Annotated in this window: 15 protein-coding genes; 6 read left to right on the top strand and 9 right to left on the bottom strand. The window is 65.9% G+C overall.

Translation table 11 applies throughout. The features are described 5' to 3' along the window. Position 1 precedes the first annotated feature (1 nt). The gene (locus ACSF9G_RS22125) at positions 2-769 is read right to left on the bottom strand and encodes a FadR/GntR family transcriptional regulator (protein WP_436644321.1); all 768 of its coding nucleotides are present in this window, start codon (positions 767-769) and stop codon (positions 2-4) included. 153 nt (positions 770-922) lie between these two features. Here ACSF9G_RS22125 and ACSF9G_RS22130 point away from each other — a divergent pair, with 153 nt between their 5' ends. From ACSF9G_RS22130 to ACSF9G_RS22145, 4 genes are all read left to right on the top strand, one after another. Next, complete coding sequence (locus ACSF9G_RS22130; RefSeq protein ID WP_436644322.1) at positions 923-1,972, top strand: ABC transporter substrate-binding protein; 1,050 nt, start codon at positions 923-925, stop codon at positions 1,970-1,972. Between the two features lie 71 nt (positions 1,973-2,043). Continuing rightward, complete coding sequence (locus ACSF9G_RS22135; protein WP_436644323.1) at positions 2,044-3,105, top strand: ABC transporter ATP-binding protein; 1,062 nt, start codon at positions 2,044-2,046, stop codon at positions 3,103-3,105. After that, on the top strand, positions 3,102-3,986 hold the full coding sequence (locus ACSF9G_RS22140; RefSeq protein ID WP_436644324.1) for an ABC transporter permease: 885 nt from the start codon (positions 3,102-3,104) through the stop codon (positions 3,984-3,986). The genes ACSF9G_RS22135 and ACSF9G_RS22140 overlap by 4 nt, the downstream gene beginning before the upstream one ends. Further along, a complete protein-coding gene (locus ACSF9G_RS22145; RefSeq protein WP_436644325.1) occupies positions 3,983-4,798 on the top strand; it encodes an ABC transporter permease in 816 nt (271 codons plus the stop codon). Before ACSF9G_RS22140 ends, ACSF9G_RS22145 begins: the two co-directional genes overlap by 4 nt. 294 nt (positions 4,799-5,092) lie before the next feature. On the opposite strand, the gene ACSF9G_RS22150 is transcribed toward ACSF9G_RS22145, so the two are convergent. Genes ACSF9G_RS22150 through ACSF9G_RS22165 form a run of 4 tightly spaced genes read right to left on the bottom strand, consistent with a single transcriptional unit; the run spans position 5,093 to position 8,252 of the window. Then, the gene (locus ACSF9G_RS22150) at positions 5,093-5,536 is read right to left on the bottom strand and encodes a cupin domain-containing protein (protein WP_436644326.1); all 444 of its coding nucleotides are present in this window, start codon (positions 5,534-5,536) and stop codon (positions 5,093-5,095) included. Positions 5,537-5,596: 60 nt separating this feature from the next. Further along, on the bottom strand, positions 5,597-6,400 hold the full coding sequence (locus tag ACSF9G_RS22155) for an alpha/beta fold hydrolase (protein ID WP_436644327.1): 804 nt from the start codon (positions 6,398-6,400) through the stop codon (positions 5,597-5,599). A gap of 27 nt (positions 6,401-6,427) precedes the next feature. Beyond that, positions 6,428-6,994 (bottom strand): NAD(P)H-dependent oxidoreductase, encoded by a 567-nt coding sequence (locus tag ACSF9G_RS22160; RefSeq protein ID WP_436644328.1) that lies wholly within the window; start codon positions 6,992-6,994, stop codon positions 6,428-6,430. A gap of 16 nt (positions 6,995-7,010) precedes the next feature. Then, positions 7,011-8,252 (bottom strand): acyl-CoA dehydrogenase family protein, encoded by a 1,242-nt coding sequence (locus tag ACSF9G_RS22165; protein WP_436644329.1) that lies wholly within the window; start codon positions 8,250-8,252, stop codon positions 7,011-7,013. Between the two features lie 556 nt (positions 8,253-8,808). Here ACSF9G_RS22165 and ACSF9G_RS22170 point away from each other — a divergent pair. Continuing rightward, positions 8,809-9,564, top strand: a complete 756-nt coding sequence (locus ACSF9G_RS22170; protein WP_436644330.1) for a LuxR C-terminal-related transcriptional regulator — start codon at positions 8,809-8,811, stop codon at positions 9,562-9,564. 58 nt (positions 9,565-9,622) lie between these two features. Here ACSF9G_RS22170 and ACSF9G_RS22175 read toward each other — a convergent pair whose 3' ends face one another. From ACSF9G_RS22175 to ACSF9G_RS22185, 3 genes are read right to left on the bottom strand one after another with little or no spacing between them, the layout of a single operon-like run. Beyond that, positions 9,623-10,894, bottom strand: a complete 1,272-nt coding sequence (locus ACSF9G_RS22175; RefSeq protein WP_436644331.1) for an SDR family NAD(P)-dependent oxidoreductase — start codon at positions 10,892-10,894, stop codon at positions 9,623-9,625. Between the two features lie 8 nt (positions 10,895-10,902). Further along, positions 10,903-12,072 carry a thiolase family protein gene (locus ACSF9G_RS22180; protein WP_436644332.1) on the bottom strand — a complete coding sequence of 390 codons (1,170 nt, stop codon included), beginning with the start codon at positions 12,070-12,072 and terminating at the stop codon, positions 10,903-10,905. Further along, on the bottom strand, positions 12,069-13,754 hold the full coding sequence (locus ACSF9G_RS22185) for an AMP-binding protein (RefSeq protein ID WP_436644333.1): 1,686 nt from the start codon (positions 13,752-13,754) through the stop codon (positions 12,069-12,071). The genes ACSF9G_RS22180 and ACSF9G_RS22185 overlap by 4 nt, the downstream gene beginning before the upstream one ends. A 65-nt stretch (positions 13,755-13,819) precedes the next feature. Between ACSF9G_RS22185 and ACSF9G_RS22190 the strand changes: the two genes are divergently transcribed. Beyond that, a complete protein-coding gene (locus tag ACSF9G_RS22190; protein WP_436644334.1) occupies positions 13,820-14,356 on the top strand; it encodes a winged helix DNA-binding protein in 537 nt (178 codons plus the stop codon). A gap of 9 nt (positions 14,357-14,365) precedes the next feature. Here ACSF9G_RS22190 and ACSF9G_RS22195 read toward each other — a convergent pair whose 3' ends face one another. Further along, positions 14,366-15,130: an SDR family oxidoreductase gene (locus ACSF9G_RS22195; protein ID WP_436644335.1), complete on the bottom strand. Its 765-nt coding sequence runs from the start codon at positions 15,128-15,130 to the stop codon at positions 14,366-14,368. Positions 15,131-15,272: the final 142 nt, after the last annotated feature.

Raw genomic sequence — 15,272 nt, forward strand, 5'->3', positions numbered from 1 at the left:
CTTACCGGGTGGCTTGGCTGGACGCCGCCTTTTCGCGCGCGGCGAGCGCCTTGTCGTAGACCTTCGACTGGTAGGCGATCAGCCCCTCGAACGCCGTCACCGCGGCGTCAACGTCTTTCGCGCGCAATGCCGACAGGATATCGGCGTGCATACCGACGACGCGGTCCCGCTCGCGGAACGCGAAGGAGATCATGTTCGTGGCCGGAATGAGCGAGTCGTTGACCACGAGCATGATAAACCGGATCTCGTTGTTTCCGGTCGCCTGCGCTATGGCGTGATGGAAGGCGACGTCGAGGCGGCAGAAATCCTCGTCGGACAGTCCGGCTTCCGCAAACGCCGCGAGAGTGTCCTCCATCACGGCGAGATCGTCCTCGGTCGCACGTTCGGCGGCGAGACGCACGCAGATCCGTCCGATAAGCAGGCGCGTCTCGACGATTTCCTTGAGGTCGAAGACGCCAAGGCCCACGAACCAGGTCGTGATCTCCTGCAGCATCTGGCTGGCCACCGAGATCGACGGCGCGTTGACGAAGACGCCCCCGTTCGGCCCCCGTTTCGACCGGATCAGCTTTTTTGCGGCCAGGATCTTGAGGGCCTCCCTGACCGTCGGCTGCGATACGTCGAACCGCTCCGCCAGTTCGGCCTCGGAGGGCAGCCGCTCCGAGACGGACAGCCGTCCCTCGACGATCTCGTCCTGCAGGGTGCCAGCAACGTGGCGCGCAAGGCTTGTGCGCTCTGCGAACCTGTCAGTCTTCGTTGCGCGATTTTCCATCATTCCACCCGAGATACCGACCACTTTATATGCATATTTCTATATTACAATATTAGATTGACCTTATGTTCAAAAAGTGCAAGCGTTTTGCTGTTGCTGGCAGAGCCGAATGCCACCAGCCAAACGTAACAATCAAGAACGGGAACAGGACAGATGAAGATCGCACACCCTAACCTTACCCGGCGCGGCTTCCTGGCCGCCGGCGGGGCCGCACTCGCCGCTGCTGGCCTACCGTTCCGTGCCACGGCCGCCTCCCAGTTCGTTATACCGACATATGGCGGCCTCTGGGCTAAGTTCTGGCAGGAAACACTTGTTCCAGGATTCACCGCAGCGACCGGAACGGAGCCGCGCCTCGATGTCGGGCTTGGCAAGGACTTCGTCGCCAAGATCCGCGCCGGCGGCGACGCATCGCCCTACAGCATCTTCATGGGCAACGAGAACATCGCCGCCGTGCTGCGGGCGGAAGGCTTCTTCGAGCCCTTCGACGCCGCGAAGGTTCCCAACGTCGCCAACGTCTATCCGCAGTTCGTCAACCCGGACATCAACGGCGTGCGCGGCATCATCTCGCCGATCGGCCTGGCCTACCGCACCGATCTCGTGAAGACGCCGCCGACCTCCTGGACGGATCTCTGGGACAACCCGGAGTTCAAGGGCAAGATCGGCCTATACCAGATCGGCAATACCGGCGCCGTACTCATGCTCCGGCTGATCGCGGAAATCTACGGGGGCTCGGACGACGACTATGACGTCGCCTTCGCGAAGTTTAAGGAACTGCTGCCGTTCACGCAGGCGTCCTGGAGCGGCGAGGTTGCCGCCGGGCTGATCCGCGGCGACTACGTCGTCGCGCCGGTCGACTGGACCGAAATCATGGTGCTGCAGGACAAGGGCGCGCCCGTGGACATCGTCGCGCCGAAGGAAGGTGTCGTCGCCTTCGAGCAGTCCTTCAATCTCGTCAAGACCGGTTCCGAGAAGGAAGAGGCCCATCAATATCTGAACTACATCGTCGACCCGGCGGTGCAGCAGCAGATGGCCGAGGCCTTCTACACATCGCCGAGCAACAAGGACGCACAGATCGACGGCGAGCTGGCCAAGCGGCTGCCGATCGTCGGGCCGCGCATGTCGGAGATCAGGAGCTTCGACTGGAACAGCTACGTCAGCAAGGCGGCGGAAATCGCCGATCGCTGGAACCGCGAAATGGCCTGACGTCGGCCAGAACCGACGCACCCCGGGTGGCCACGCCGCCCGGGGCATTCGACTACCGGGTGAGGCCAGACATGTCCGCGCTTACGATTGACCATTTACACAAGCACTACGGCGACCAGCACATCCTGAAAGACATCTCGATCTTCCTGGAGGAAGGGAAGTTCGTTTCCCTGCTGGGCCCGAGCGGCTGCGGCAAGACCACGACGTTGCGCTGCATCGCCGGCTTCGAGGTGCCCGACAGCGGCCGGATTCTGTTCAACACGCGGGACGTCACCCGCGTCGAGCCCGAGCATCGCGACGTCGGAATGGTGTTCCAGTCCTACGCGCTGTTTCCGCACATGACCGTCGAGGAGAATATCGGCTTCGGGCTCGAGGCACGGAAGGTCCCGCCCGCCGACCGTCGTCGACGCGTCGCCGACGTGCTTGCGATGGTGCGGCTCGAAGGGTTCGGCGGGCGCTTCCCCCGCGAGCTCTCCGGCGGCCAGCAGCAGCGCGTCGCCTTGGCGCGCGCCCTCGTCATCGAGCCGTCGGTACTCCTTCTCGACGAACCGCTCGCCAATCTCGACGCCTCCCTGCGCGACGAAATGCGGTTCTTCATCCGCGATCTGCAGCAGCGTGTCGGTATTACCAGCGTCTATGTCACGCACGACCAGTCCGAAGCGATCGTGATGTCGGACATGATCGTCGTGATGCAGGCCGGCGAGATCGCCCAGAGCGGCACGCCGCGCGACATCTACGAGCGCCCGACCTCGATCGCGGTCGCCCGGTTCATCGGCCGGTCCAACACGATCGAGGCGAATGTCGCGTCGGCGCTGGGCGGAAACGGCTATGTCGTGGAAACCAGCCGCGGCCGCATGGCGGCGACCGGCCCGGAAGGCCTCGCCAGCGGCCAGTCGGTGCACGTGATGATCCGTCCGGAGAACATCCGTACGGAGCCTCGCGGCGACGACGAGAACATCATGCAGGGCGCGGTGCGCAAGAGTGTCTATCAGGGCAATGCCCAACAGCTGACGATAGACGTCGGGCAGGACGAAACCATGGTGATCGACGTCAGCGGCAAACAGCCCGTAGCCCCCGGCAGCGATATCTCGGTCTGCTTCGCTCCCGGCGACACCTGGCTGATCGCGGCATGAGCGCGCGAACGGCGAACGCGGCGACCGGCGGCCGGCGATCCGTCGGGCCCGCCTGGCAGATCCTGCCGGCGCTCGTTCTTCTCGGCGTCTTCTTCGTGCTGCCCTACCTGTCCATCGTTTCGATGAGCCTGCACGAGGCCTCGACCAGCGCGGTCTACGGGGAAGGGCTGACGCTGTCGCACTACACCAACGCGCTGACGGACACCTATATCCTGGGAATTCTCGGCAAAACGGTGCTGATCGGCCTGGTCGTGACGACGCTGGCGCTATTGCTCGGCTATCCCGTCGCCTACCACCTCGCCTACTCCCGGTCGTGGTGGAACAGCCTGCTTTACATCTTCGTCCTCTCGCCGCTGCTCGTCGGACTCGTCGTGCGCACCTTCGCCTGGATGATCATCCTGTCCAACAACGGGGTGGCGAACCAGACGCTGCGTGCGCTGGGCCTCATCGATTTCCCGCTCCAGCTCATGAACAACTCGCTCGGCGTCACCATCGCGCTGACCCACGTGTTCCTGCCGTTCGTCATCCTGCCGCTGCTCGGCAACCTGCAGGCCATCAGCCCCGATCTCGCGGCGGCCTCGCGATCCCTCGGCGCGTCGCGGATGAAGACCTTTCTGAAGGTGACACTGCCGCTGAGCCTGCCCGGCATCCAGGCCGGCGCCGTCCTGGTCTTCGTCCTGTCGATGAGCGCCTACGTCACGCCGGCGATGCTGGGCGGCACCGGCGGACGCACGATGTCGGTCCTTGTCGTCCAGTATCTGGTCGACAATTTCCGCTGGCCGGCCGGCGCCGCCTTGGCCCTGATCATGGCGGCGACCATGCTGCTCGCCGTCGTCCTGTTCTACCGGATGACGGCGCGGATGATGCGGAGGCTGCCATGAGCCGTCGCGGCGGGATCGGCACGCGGGGCGTATGGGACTATGCGTTCCTCGTCCTCGTCGGGGCCATCTATGTCTTCCTGATGTCTCCGATCGTTCTGGTCGTCATGCTCTCGCTCAACTCCGGCGAGTTCCTGGCGTTCCCGCTCGAAGGCGTCTCGCTGCGCTGGTTCGGTGCGCTGTTCACGAACGACCGCATCGTCGATGCGATCCTCTACTCGATCCGGCTGGCCGCCGTCTCGACGATTGTCAGTGGAACGCTTGGCACGCTCGCCGCCCTCTATGTCGCGCGCCATGCGGGACGATGGAAGGATCCGTTGCGAACCTTCATGACCGGACCGCTGCTGATCCCCGAAATCCTCACGGCGATCGCGCTCCTGTTCTTCTTCTACGAGGTGGGCACCGGCACCGACCATTCGATCGCCATCCAGATCGGCCACACCGTCGTCACCTTTCCCTACGTCTTCCTGAATGTTTCCTCGGCCCTGTTCAACTTCGACAGGTCACAGGAAGAAGCCGCGCGCAGCCTCGGCGCGTCGAAATGGATGACGTTCCGGCGCGTGACGCTGCCGGGCATCAAGCCGGGCCTGATCACCGGCTGCATGTTCTCCTTCGTGATCTCGTTCGACATCTTCAACATCTCGCTGCTGTTGAAGCCGATCGGGCGCAATACCCTGCCGCTCGAGCTGTTCGACTATCTTCGCTGGAACTTCGACCCGACCGCCGCGGCCATCGCATCGATCAGTATCGTCGTCACGTTCGCCGCCATCGCCCTGGTCGATCGGACGGTGGGTCTGCGGTCGCTGCGCTTCTAGCGGGGGACAGGCCGGCCGCCGCAGTCCGGCGCCTTTCTGCGACGCCTCTCGTATCAGGCCGGGCATCAGGCCCATCCATGCCACCGGACCTGGCCCTTGTCTTCGCAGAAGCTCGGTTCGGAGACGCCACGCATCGGGCAGACATCGGCGGGCCCTGCCGGGATCTGGAGGAGGCCGACGGGATCGGATAGACATGGCGGAAGAGACCGCCTCGGGACACGAGCCGACACCGGATGTCTCCCGCGACCGGCTCCGGCCGGTCCGACAGGCCCCTTCCGGTTCATTTCACCCCTATCACGCGGGCGGCGGCAGGAAATCGACCTCGTGTTCGGCTGCGATCCGGACGACCTCGGCGGGATCCGGCACGTTGTGGATGCGTTCGAACAATTCCTTCAGCGACCGCGTCGGCGCGACCCAGAACAGGCTCGTCGCATCGGCATCGGACTTGTTGAAGATGCCGTGCGCAAGTCCCTTCGGCATGCGGACGAGGTCTCCGGCGTTGGCGACGAACTCCTTGCCGTCGAGCCAGAGGTCGTAGCGGCCGGACAGCACGTAGACGAACTCGTCCTGCGTCGGGTGGACGTGCGGCGGCACGAAGGTGCCGGGCGGAAACTTGGCATGCCAGGCCATCGAATCCGGCGACACCTGCTTGAGGCTGTAGGTCTGCCCGAGGATCTCCCAGACGGTGTCGTCGAAGGCATCTTCGGCAGCCGTTATCCCGGCGGGCATTTCGATCATGGTGGACACTCCTCCGTTTGATTGGGCCCGGTCATCCGGACCGCGCTGATAGGCGCCGGTTCAACCGGCCAGGAAGTCTGTGACGATCCGGCCGGCGGCCGGCGTCTCCTCGAACACGAGATGTCCGGTCGCGGGGACGAGTTCGAGACGTGCGTCGGGCAGCAGCGTCAGCCAGGTCCGGCTCTGGCCGGCGGGCCGCAACCGGTCCTCCGCGCCCCACAGCAGCAGGGTCGGCATCGCGATCCGGTGCGCCCACCGGGCGAGTTTGGGATTGCCCTGCGGATTGCCGCCGAGGATCGTCGCGACCGCACCGACCTCGCGGCCGAGACGGGCGTTGAAATCGGGATCCGGCGCCGCCGGAAAATACTTCAGCGCCGCAGCCGGGTCGTGGGCCAGATAGGCCGGCAGCTCCGGCGGCGCGATCGAGAAAAGATCCGGCGCCGGGGTCTCCTCATCGACCAGGCCCGCGGGCCCGACAAGCACAAGGCGCCGGATCCGCTCCGGCTGTCGGATGGCGAACTCCGCCGCGATCCAACCGCCGAGGGAGAACCCGGCGAGGTCGAAACCCGACAGGTCCAACGCGTCGAACAGGTCGGCGTAGTGCAGGACATAGTCCTCGATCGACGTCAGCGACGGGTCGTCGCCAGACTCGCCGAACCCCGGGTGATAGGGGATCAGCACCGTGTGCGTCGCCGCCCACTGCCGCGCCACCTCGAATCCGGTGAAGGTGCCCGTGCCGTGCAGGAACACCAGGGCCGGCCCGCTGCCGATCGACAGGACGACGGTTTCGACTCCGTTGATATTATAGGTCTTGCGGTCGAAGCCGCTCATGTCCGGGGCCGCGTTCGGTTCGCTTTCGCTCATGGTTTTGGTTTCCTTGGGTGTTGCGTGTCACGCCGCCACGGCGCTTCGGCTCTTCAGGTGGGCGGCGAACTGGTCGGCGGCGTCGACGATGCGGGCATGCACCGCCGGTGAGACGAGCCGCCCATCCGTGAATTCCGCGGCGCCCGCATAAACCGCGGTCGATACGGTGCTGGCTTCGAAGAAGCCGAACAGCGGGCGGAGCTGGTGTTCCACCATCAGCGAATGGCGCAGGCCGCCGCCGCAGGCGGTCAGCAGGACGGGCCGGTTCTTCAGCGCATCCGGCCGCACCAGATCGAAGACGTGCTTGAAGAGCCCCGGATACGATCCCTGGAAGACGGGAGCGCCAATCACCAGAGCGTCGGCGGCTTCGATCGCCTCGACGACCCGAAGCGCTTCCGCGCCCAGGTCGTCGCGCGAGAAGGCCCCGAGGCCGGGGCCCGCGTCCACGAGATCGAGGATGTCAAGCCCGATCCCGTGGCGCGAAGCGAGGTCGCCGGCGACCGCCTCGACGAGGGCACGCGCCTTCGCCGGTCGCCAGCTTGTGCCGCAGAAACCGACGACGCACCCGTCGCCGGTCGCGACCCGGCGGTTCATGTCCGAAGGCACGATCTCAGTCGGCCACGCCGAACACGGTCCACTGCGCGTCCGGATCGGTCAGACCCAGGAGGGCGCGGCCGCATTCCTCGAAGATCTGGTCGGCCATCAGGATGTGCTGGGTGCCGGAGTGGACGTCGCGGTAGAAGCGCTGCATCGGCGTCTTGTGCAGCGACGCGCCGCGGGCAGACCGGTGGGCGAAGGTGGCGACATCGGAGATGACGTCATGGATGTGGCGAAGTGACAGCTTCACCATCGTCATCTGATGCTGCGTCGGCAATTCGCCGGCGACGCAGGTATCCGACACGTTCCGCCAGGTCTCGTAGACCATCGCGTGAGCGGCCCGGAACTTGGCCTCGGCTTGCGCGAACTGGAACCTGAAGCTCGGGCTGTCCGCCGACTTGCCGAACGCATCGGTGCGCTGGACCATCACCTTGACCAGTTCGTCGAGCATCCTGCGCCCGACGCCGAGCGCCCAGCAGGTATGGCCCAACGCGGTGAAACCGGCGAGGCCGAGCCCACCCTGGGGACCGCCACGCAGCGGCGCGCCGATATCGAAGTCGTAGGTCATGTAGCGCGGAACGAAGAGCTCCTCGGCGTCCGCGATCGTGTAGTCGAAGCTACCGGTGGCGCGCAGGCCGAGCACGTCCCAGTTGCCGAGCAGCTTGATGGTCGAGCGCGGGTGGTGGCAGATGATGATCTTGGGCTGGCCGTTCGGCTTGAACACCATGCTGCCGGCTTCGTCGGTGATGAAGCAGCCGGTGTGGATCCATTCGGCGTGATGAATGCCGCTGCCGTAGGCCCAGTTGCCCTTGATCATGTAGCCGCCGTCGACCGGGCGGGCGAAGCCGCGTGGCACGCCATTGCCGGCGATGGTGATGTCCGGACCGTTCTTGAAGACCGTGTCGATGCCTTCGTCTTCGATGTAGATGGCCATCGTCAGGCCTTCCACATTGTTGCCCATGGAGCACCAGCCGGCCGAGGCATGCGCGTAGGACACGCGCTCGAAGACGGTCAGCGCCTCGAAGGGAGTGACCTCCGCCCCGCCGACGGCCTTCGGGAACATCATCGTGTAGATGCCGGCTTCACGCATCGCGGCGACCACTTCGTCGCTCATGTGCCCGAGTTCCTCGGCCTCGTTCGCCTTCTCTTCTATCAAAGGCAGCAACGCATCAATACGTGCATGAAAATCGGCGATCGTAAGTCCGCTTCCGTTGTCGTTGGGGGTGTTTTCGTTGGGAGCGAGGGACAGACTCATGGGTGGGATTCCTCCTGACGGTTATCCGTACTTCGGTTCGAACGGTCGCCCCCGCGCCGTCTGGCGCGCCGGCGATGGCGTGAACTGATCTGGATCGGCAGGAGGCGGGTGGGGGCGGACACGCCTTCCCGGTGCGCCGCGCCAAGGGACGCGGCCGCGGAACGGCCGTTTCGCAGTTTTCCTCCTGCCGGCCGGCGCATCCAGCGGCCGGGTTTCCCGTTCATCGGGGTCCCGGCTCCGGCGCCGTCCAGTCGGTTATGCGCTGCAATGCTCGGGGCTGGACCGGGCGACAGCAATCCCCCCGCTTGGGGGGGTACGGTTTCCGGGAATCACACCGCTAGACTGCGCTACGTTGTGTGAAGTGCGTTCGGCGGCCGGACCGCCCCGGATTGCTGCTTGACCCTGCGGCACGGCTGATGGGATCCTTCGCGGGGAACGGGGGGGCCGCATCCCAGCGGTGAAATTTCTACGCGCCGCCAGGGCCGCGCCTTGGCGGTTCCGGGTCTCGGGAGGGGCTATGCCGCGGGAGCAGGAGTACGGTGAGACTTCAGTAGGGATGCTGGCCGACAGCATCATGTCGATTGCCGAGAGCCGCAGCATAGAGGTGCTGGGCGACGCGTGCGGGCGCGCGGTCGGCAGGCTTAGCGGGTCTCGTACGATCGGCCTCTACCTGTTGAGCCCCGACAAGCCGAAACTTATCTTCAGCAGCGAAGCCCCGGAGGGTTTCCTGGATGACTACGAGCGCCACTTCAGTACGGCCGACCCTTTCGTCGACAGCATTCTCGATGGCGCCGGCGTTGTCGACGGGGTGACGCTGCACGGTACGCAGTCCTGGCGCAACAGCCTGTCCTACGAGTTGCTCCGGTTCTGGGGTTTCAGCAGCAACATGTGCGGACCTCTGCGTTGCGACGACGCGGTCATCGGCGTGTTCTATACCGCGACCGCCGAACAAGGCCGGCCGTATACGCCACTCGTCAAACAGCAGATGAGCATGCTCTGCCGTGCCTGCTCGCTGGCTTTGGAAAGTCTCGCCCGCAACGGCCGGCTCAACGCGGATACGACCGCCGAGCCCGCCGCACCCGGATTGCCGGCCGTCAGGTCGGGAGGACGGCTGTCGGCGACGCTCCCGCCCCGCTCCGCACAGGTCGCCCGGCTGGTGTGCAAGGGGCAGACAAACAAGGTGATCGCCCGACAGCTCGGGATCTCGGATCAGACGGTCAAGGAACACGTGACGAACCTGTGCCGCCGGTTCGGCGCGCAGAACCGCACCGAACTTGCCGCCCTGCTCCTGAGCACGGTGGCCGTTCAGTAACGGCGCCAAGACAAAAGCGTCACGACCGGCCCGACGCGCGGGACGGAAGCGCGGCGACCTAACCGGTCAGTTCGAGTTCGAGGACCTTCGGATCGCTGCGCCAGCGCGCATACCACTCGCGCGCGATCGGATCGGGATAGAGGTCCTCGATCCCCTTCTCCAGGGCGGATATGATCGATTTCGCCAGCTTTCCCGGCGCGATCTTCGGTGGCAGTTCGAGCTGGTTCGGCAGATCGTCGAGCGGACCGGGAAAGACGTTCACGACACGCAGCCCCGCGGGACGCATCTCAGCCCGCAATTTCTGCGCAAGCGACAGTGCGGCCGCCTTCGACGCCGAGAACGTTCCGTGCGCCGGATAATTCGACAACGCGAAGACCGACAGGATGTTCACCCACGCGACCGCGTTGACGGGCATGTCGGCGCCGCGCGCGCGCATCGCCGGGGCGAACGCCTCTGAGAGACGCAACAGCCCGAAGTAGTTCGTCTCCATCTCGGCCTGGGCGCGGGCCGGGTCCGGAATGCCCGAACCGGTATCGTGGTATTCGGCGGTATTGATCAGGATATCGACGTCGCGGCCGATCCGATCTGCCAGCGCGTCGACCGTGTCCGGGTCCGTGACATCCAGCGGCACCGCCGTTACCGACCCGGACCCGGCGTCGGAACCAACGGCACAGTCCTTGCCGGGCGCGACGCCGGCCCAGACATGCGCCGCCCCGGCCGATACCAGTTCGGCCACCATTGCACCGCCCAGCGGGGTCGCCGCATCGGTCACGAGGATTCTCCGGCCCTTCGGCGTATTCGAGAGTTCGCGCAACAAAGCATCGTCCGCCATGTCGGGATCATCCTTTTCGGGTAGAGCGACCAGTACCCCCTGGCCGGCGCGGTCGAGCTGCGCACGCACCCGCACCCGGCCCCGCGGTTCGGGACAGGCGCCGTACAGAAACGCGGCCACGGTGACACCGCAATCGAGCCGGACGAGGCCCGTCCGCCATGGCGCCCGCTCGCGGAAATAGAGTTCGTAGGGCCGCCGCACGACAGTGGCCGCGAGTATCGTCCCCGCACCCGTCTGTTCGCGCCATTCGAGCGCCTCCGACAGACAGGCGGTGCAGAGTTCACGCGCCGGGTACAGCACGGTGCCGCACTCCTTGCAGACCTGCATGGCCAGCCGCCCTTCGGCGGCGGCGGCGGTAAAGCCGAGACCGATACGGCTGCGCGCACGCGGCGGAACGGTCGGCTGCGGTGTCGCGTGCGGCGCGTCGCCCGATCGGCTGCCGACGACGTCGATTGCGACCGGCTGATTGATGTCGGCTGAGCGGTGGGAAGGTTTCATAGGCATGGTCACGCTGCCGCCAGGATCGCCGCGCCGGCGCAAAGGCCGCGATCGTAGTTGATCATTCCGAAACCGCTGACGAGGCCGACGCGCGCCTCCGCCACCGCCGCGCCGACGGTCTCGCCGGTAAGCTGCCGGATCGCTTCGACCAGGCCGAGAAACCCGCCGGCCGCGCCGGCCTGCCCGACCGACAGCTGGCCGCCGGACGTGTTGATCGGGAAGGACCCCGAAACGGTCAGGTCGTGCTGGCGGACGAAGTCCTTCGCCTCGCCCTTTCCGCAGAACCCGAGGTCCTCGAACTGAAGCATCGTGATTACCGGGTAGTCGTCGTAGGTCTGGAAGAAGTCGACTGCGTCCCGGTCGATGCCGGCCTGCGCGAATAGCGTGTCGCCATCCTTCGCCCAGCCGCCCCGCTCCTGGATCGGATCATCGGCGAAGGCATTGTGCCGTTCGATGGCGCCGAGCAAGCGGACGTAGGGTAATCCCTGGTCGCGGGCGGTGGCCTCGGTCATGACGAGGAACCCTTCAGCGCCCGCGCAGGGCATCACGCAGTCGTAGAGGCGGATCGGATCGGCGATCATCGGACCGGCGAGATAGTCCGCCAGCGTCAGCGGCGTGCGGAACAGCGCGTGCGGATAGGCCGTCGCGTTGTCGCGCTGCGCGACGCAGACGCGGCCAAAGTCCTCCGCCTTCGCCCCGTAGGTCCGCATGTAGTTGTCGGTCAGGAACGCGAAACTCGCATTCGGCCCGCCCGACGCATACGGATAGACGGCATCCTGCGCGGACTGGCTGAACGTGGCGGTGCTGCTGCGGAAGGAATCGGTCTGGTTCGTCTCCGCGGCAATGCAGGCGACGATGTCGGCATCGCCGGACTGGACCGCGCGCGCCGCCCGCCGCAACGCCACGATCCCGCTGACGCCCCCGAGCGGGATCGTGTCGAGCCAGCGCGTCGACAGCCCGAGCCGCTCGACGAGCCCGACCGCGTTGTCCGGGGCCAGCGAGAAGCTTGCGGCGCACACGCCGTCGATCCGCTCCTTCGGCAGGCCCGACTGCTCGACCAGTCCACGCATCAACCGACCGAAGAACCGGTGCGCGCCGTGAATCGAAAACCGCTCGTAGGGCACCGTCACCGGAACCGCGAGCACGACATCGTCGTAGCCCTGACGCCGCCCGCTCATCGCCGCGCCCGCATCTGCTGTTTGGCCTCGCGCAGATCATGGCAGTCCGGCTGCTCCAGCGGCGACACGGCCAGCGCGCCGAGATCGGACTTGCGGATCTTCTGCGTCGATGTCGTCGGCAGCCGGTCGACGAAGGCGACGTAGCCGGGCAGCTTGTAATAGGCGAGCTGGGCGCCGCAGTGATCGAAAACGCTGCGTGCAGTTGTCTCGCTCTTGTCCGCACCCTTGGCCAGGACGATCGCCGCGAGTACCTCCTCGTCGCGCAACGGATCGGACACGGCGACGACCGCGACCTGCGCGACCGAGGGGTGGGAGACGATCGCCGCCTCGACCTCGATGGCTGCGATGTTCTCGCCGGAGCGCCGGATGATGTTCTTCTTGCGGTCGACGAAATAGAGGCAACCGTCGTCGCCGCGGCGCATGATATCGCCGGTATGCAGCCAGCCGCCGCTCCACACCTCGGCGGTCGCCGCCTCGTTCTTGAGGTATCCGGAGAAGAAGCGCCGCCGCGGATACTCGCCCCGCGCCCGCAGCACAAGTTCCCCCGGCATACCGTCGGGAACATCGTCTCCCGCATCGTCCACGATCCGCATTTCCGTCGGCGGTCCCGCGCGTTCGGCACGGCCAAGGCAGCGCTCGCCGACATGGCGGGGCTCCTCCATGGCGCACAGGATTCCGGCCGCGCCGGTTTCCGTCATCGCCCAGCCTTCGAGCAACGGCACGCCGAACCGCGCCTCGAAGGCGCCGTGATGATCGGGATGAACGCCACCGCCCATGCCGAAGCGAAAGCCATGCGACCGGTCGAGATCGGACGGCGGCACCGCCAGCAGGATCGCGGGCATGACGCCGAGATAGTGGAAACAGGTCGCCCGCGTCTCGATCGCCATTTCCCACCAGGTTCGCGGATGGAACCGGTCGACGATAACCTGCGCGCCGCCGGACCCGAGCATCCCCATGAACGAGTTGCCCATGGCGTTGACGTGGAACGTCGGCAACGGCGTCATCAGCCGTTCTTCGCCGTCGCGCAGGGAGATCAGGCCACCCTGCGCGGTGTACCATTCGCTCCAGCCCAGGAAGTAGCCGTTGGACAGCAGGCAGCCCTTCGGCTTTCCGGTGGTTCCCGAGGTGTAGACCAGCGCGCACTCGCTGTCTTCGCCGACATCGCCCGCCAGCGCCGGTACCGGGCAGCGCGGCGGCGTGTCGAATGCCACGTCGACGATCGCGACGCCGACCTCTTCGGCCGCCGGCCTGGCCTGGTCGAGACGCGATCGCAGACAGACCAGCAGGACCGTCTCGCTGTGCTTGAGCAGGTAGACCAGTTCATCGTGGGTGTAGTCCGGATTGACCGGAACCACGCTCGCGCCGATCGCGTTGAGCGCCAGCCAGTGAAAGAAATGCGTCGGCCGGTTCTCCAGCAGCAGGGCGACCCGGTGTCCGACGCCGTAGCCGGCCTCGCGATAGGCATTCGCCAGGGCATCGACGTGGGCCAGCGTGTCGGCGTAGGACCAGGCTTTCCGGTCGAAATCCCACAATCCGCGGACCGCTTCCGGCAGGACGAACAGATCATGGTCCGCGAAGCGGGCGGCCTGCCTGAGCAGCAGGGCATAGACGCTGCCGTCCACCGGCGCGCTGCCGGTCCGGCCCGGCGTTCCGTCGGGCGATCCGCGTTGACTTTCGATCATGGTTGCTTCTTGTTCCACCGCCATAGGATTCAGTGCACGTGCTTTCTCTGAGGATTGGATTGGGTATGGCCGACACCCGAAACGCCTGCGGCGGACGTGACGACGAGACGGCCGCGGCCGCACCGCAAGACTACGAAACCAAGTTCTCCGAGTTCGAATACGCGATCTGGCATCTCGGATCCGCGTTCGCGCGCTGGCGCCGCGACTGCCTCGACGCCGTGTCCGACGTCGGCCTCTCCAGCACCGAGGCCTCGGTGCTCCACGCCATTCACATGAACGGCAATCCGAAGGGGCTGATGGAGATTTCCCGGCTGCTGCATCGCGACGACCTCCCCAACATCCAGTATGGGCTGAAGAAGCTCAGCCAGCTCGGACTCATCGAGAAGCAGGGAAACTCGCGCAAGAACATGACCTATTCGGTCTCCGAGGACGGCAACCGGATCGTCGACGCCTACCTGCGCAAGCGGCGCGAGGTGCTGCTGCGCCTGTTCCAGCATGTCGCCCCCTCGTCGCGAGACCTGGACGACATGATCATGCAGATGCACGTCATGATCGGGCTCTACGATCAATCCAGCGACATGGTTATGAGTCGTCAGCCCTGAGCGCATCGCCTACTGCATCCGGTAGCCGCCGTTGACGTCGAGGGTTGCCCCCGTCACCCAGCCGGCCGATTTGCTTGTCAGGTACAGAACCGCGTCCGCCACGTCGTCCGGTCGGCCGACGCGCCCCAGCGGGATCTTCCTGACCAGCCCCGGAACCGCGTCCGGGGACATCGCGCGGTGAAACATGCCCGTCTCGACGGGACCGGCGGCGACGCAGTTCACCGTGATGCCGAGGCTTGCGGCCTGCCGCGCGGCGATCTTGGTGAAGCCGAGAATGGCCGCCTTGGAGGAGACGTAGCAGGCATCACCCCGGTAGCCACCGAGCTGCGCGGCCGCCGAGGAAAACGTGACGATCCGTCCGTCCGCAACGGGAACCCGCGCGCGCCGGCGCAGCATCTCGCGAACGCAGAGGAACGTCCCGCGCGCATTGACGGAATGAATGCGGTCCCACGTCTCCACCGACAGGTCTGCGATCGTGGGCGCGGCGTCCTTGCCCTCGGCCATGATGCCGGCGCAGCAGACCAGGATGGAGACCGGACCGAGATCGGCTTCCACGGCCGCGAAGACGGACTCGACCGACGTTTCGTCGGCGACATCTATGGCGTATCGCCCGGCCGCACCACCTGCCGCCCCCTCCCGCGCCTGGGACAGGCCGAACGCCAGGTCCGCCGACGCCACCCGGTGTCCGGCGCCTGCAAGCGCGGCAGCGCAGGCGCGGCCGATGTCGCCGGCCGCGCCCGTAACCAGGGCGACGGCGGGATTTGATTCGCTCACGGGGAGACCCTCGGTTGTAAGTACGTGCCGAAAAACTCATTGAAAAAATTACCGAACAAAATGCACTTGTCAAAAGTTAAATTATGATATGAAAATTAGCAGCGTCCGCCGGCAGGGAGGAGCTTGTCCGATTGGACGACAG

It is taken from the genome of Microbaculum mangrovi, from assembly GCF_051390635.1.
In the GTDB taxonomy this organism is placed as follows: Bacteria; Pseudomonadota; Alphaproteobacteria; order Rhizobiales; family Tepidamorphaceae; genus Microbaculum.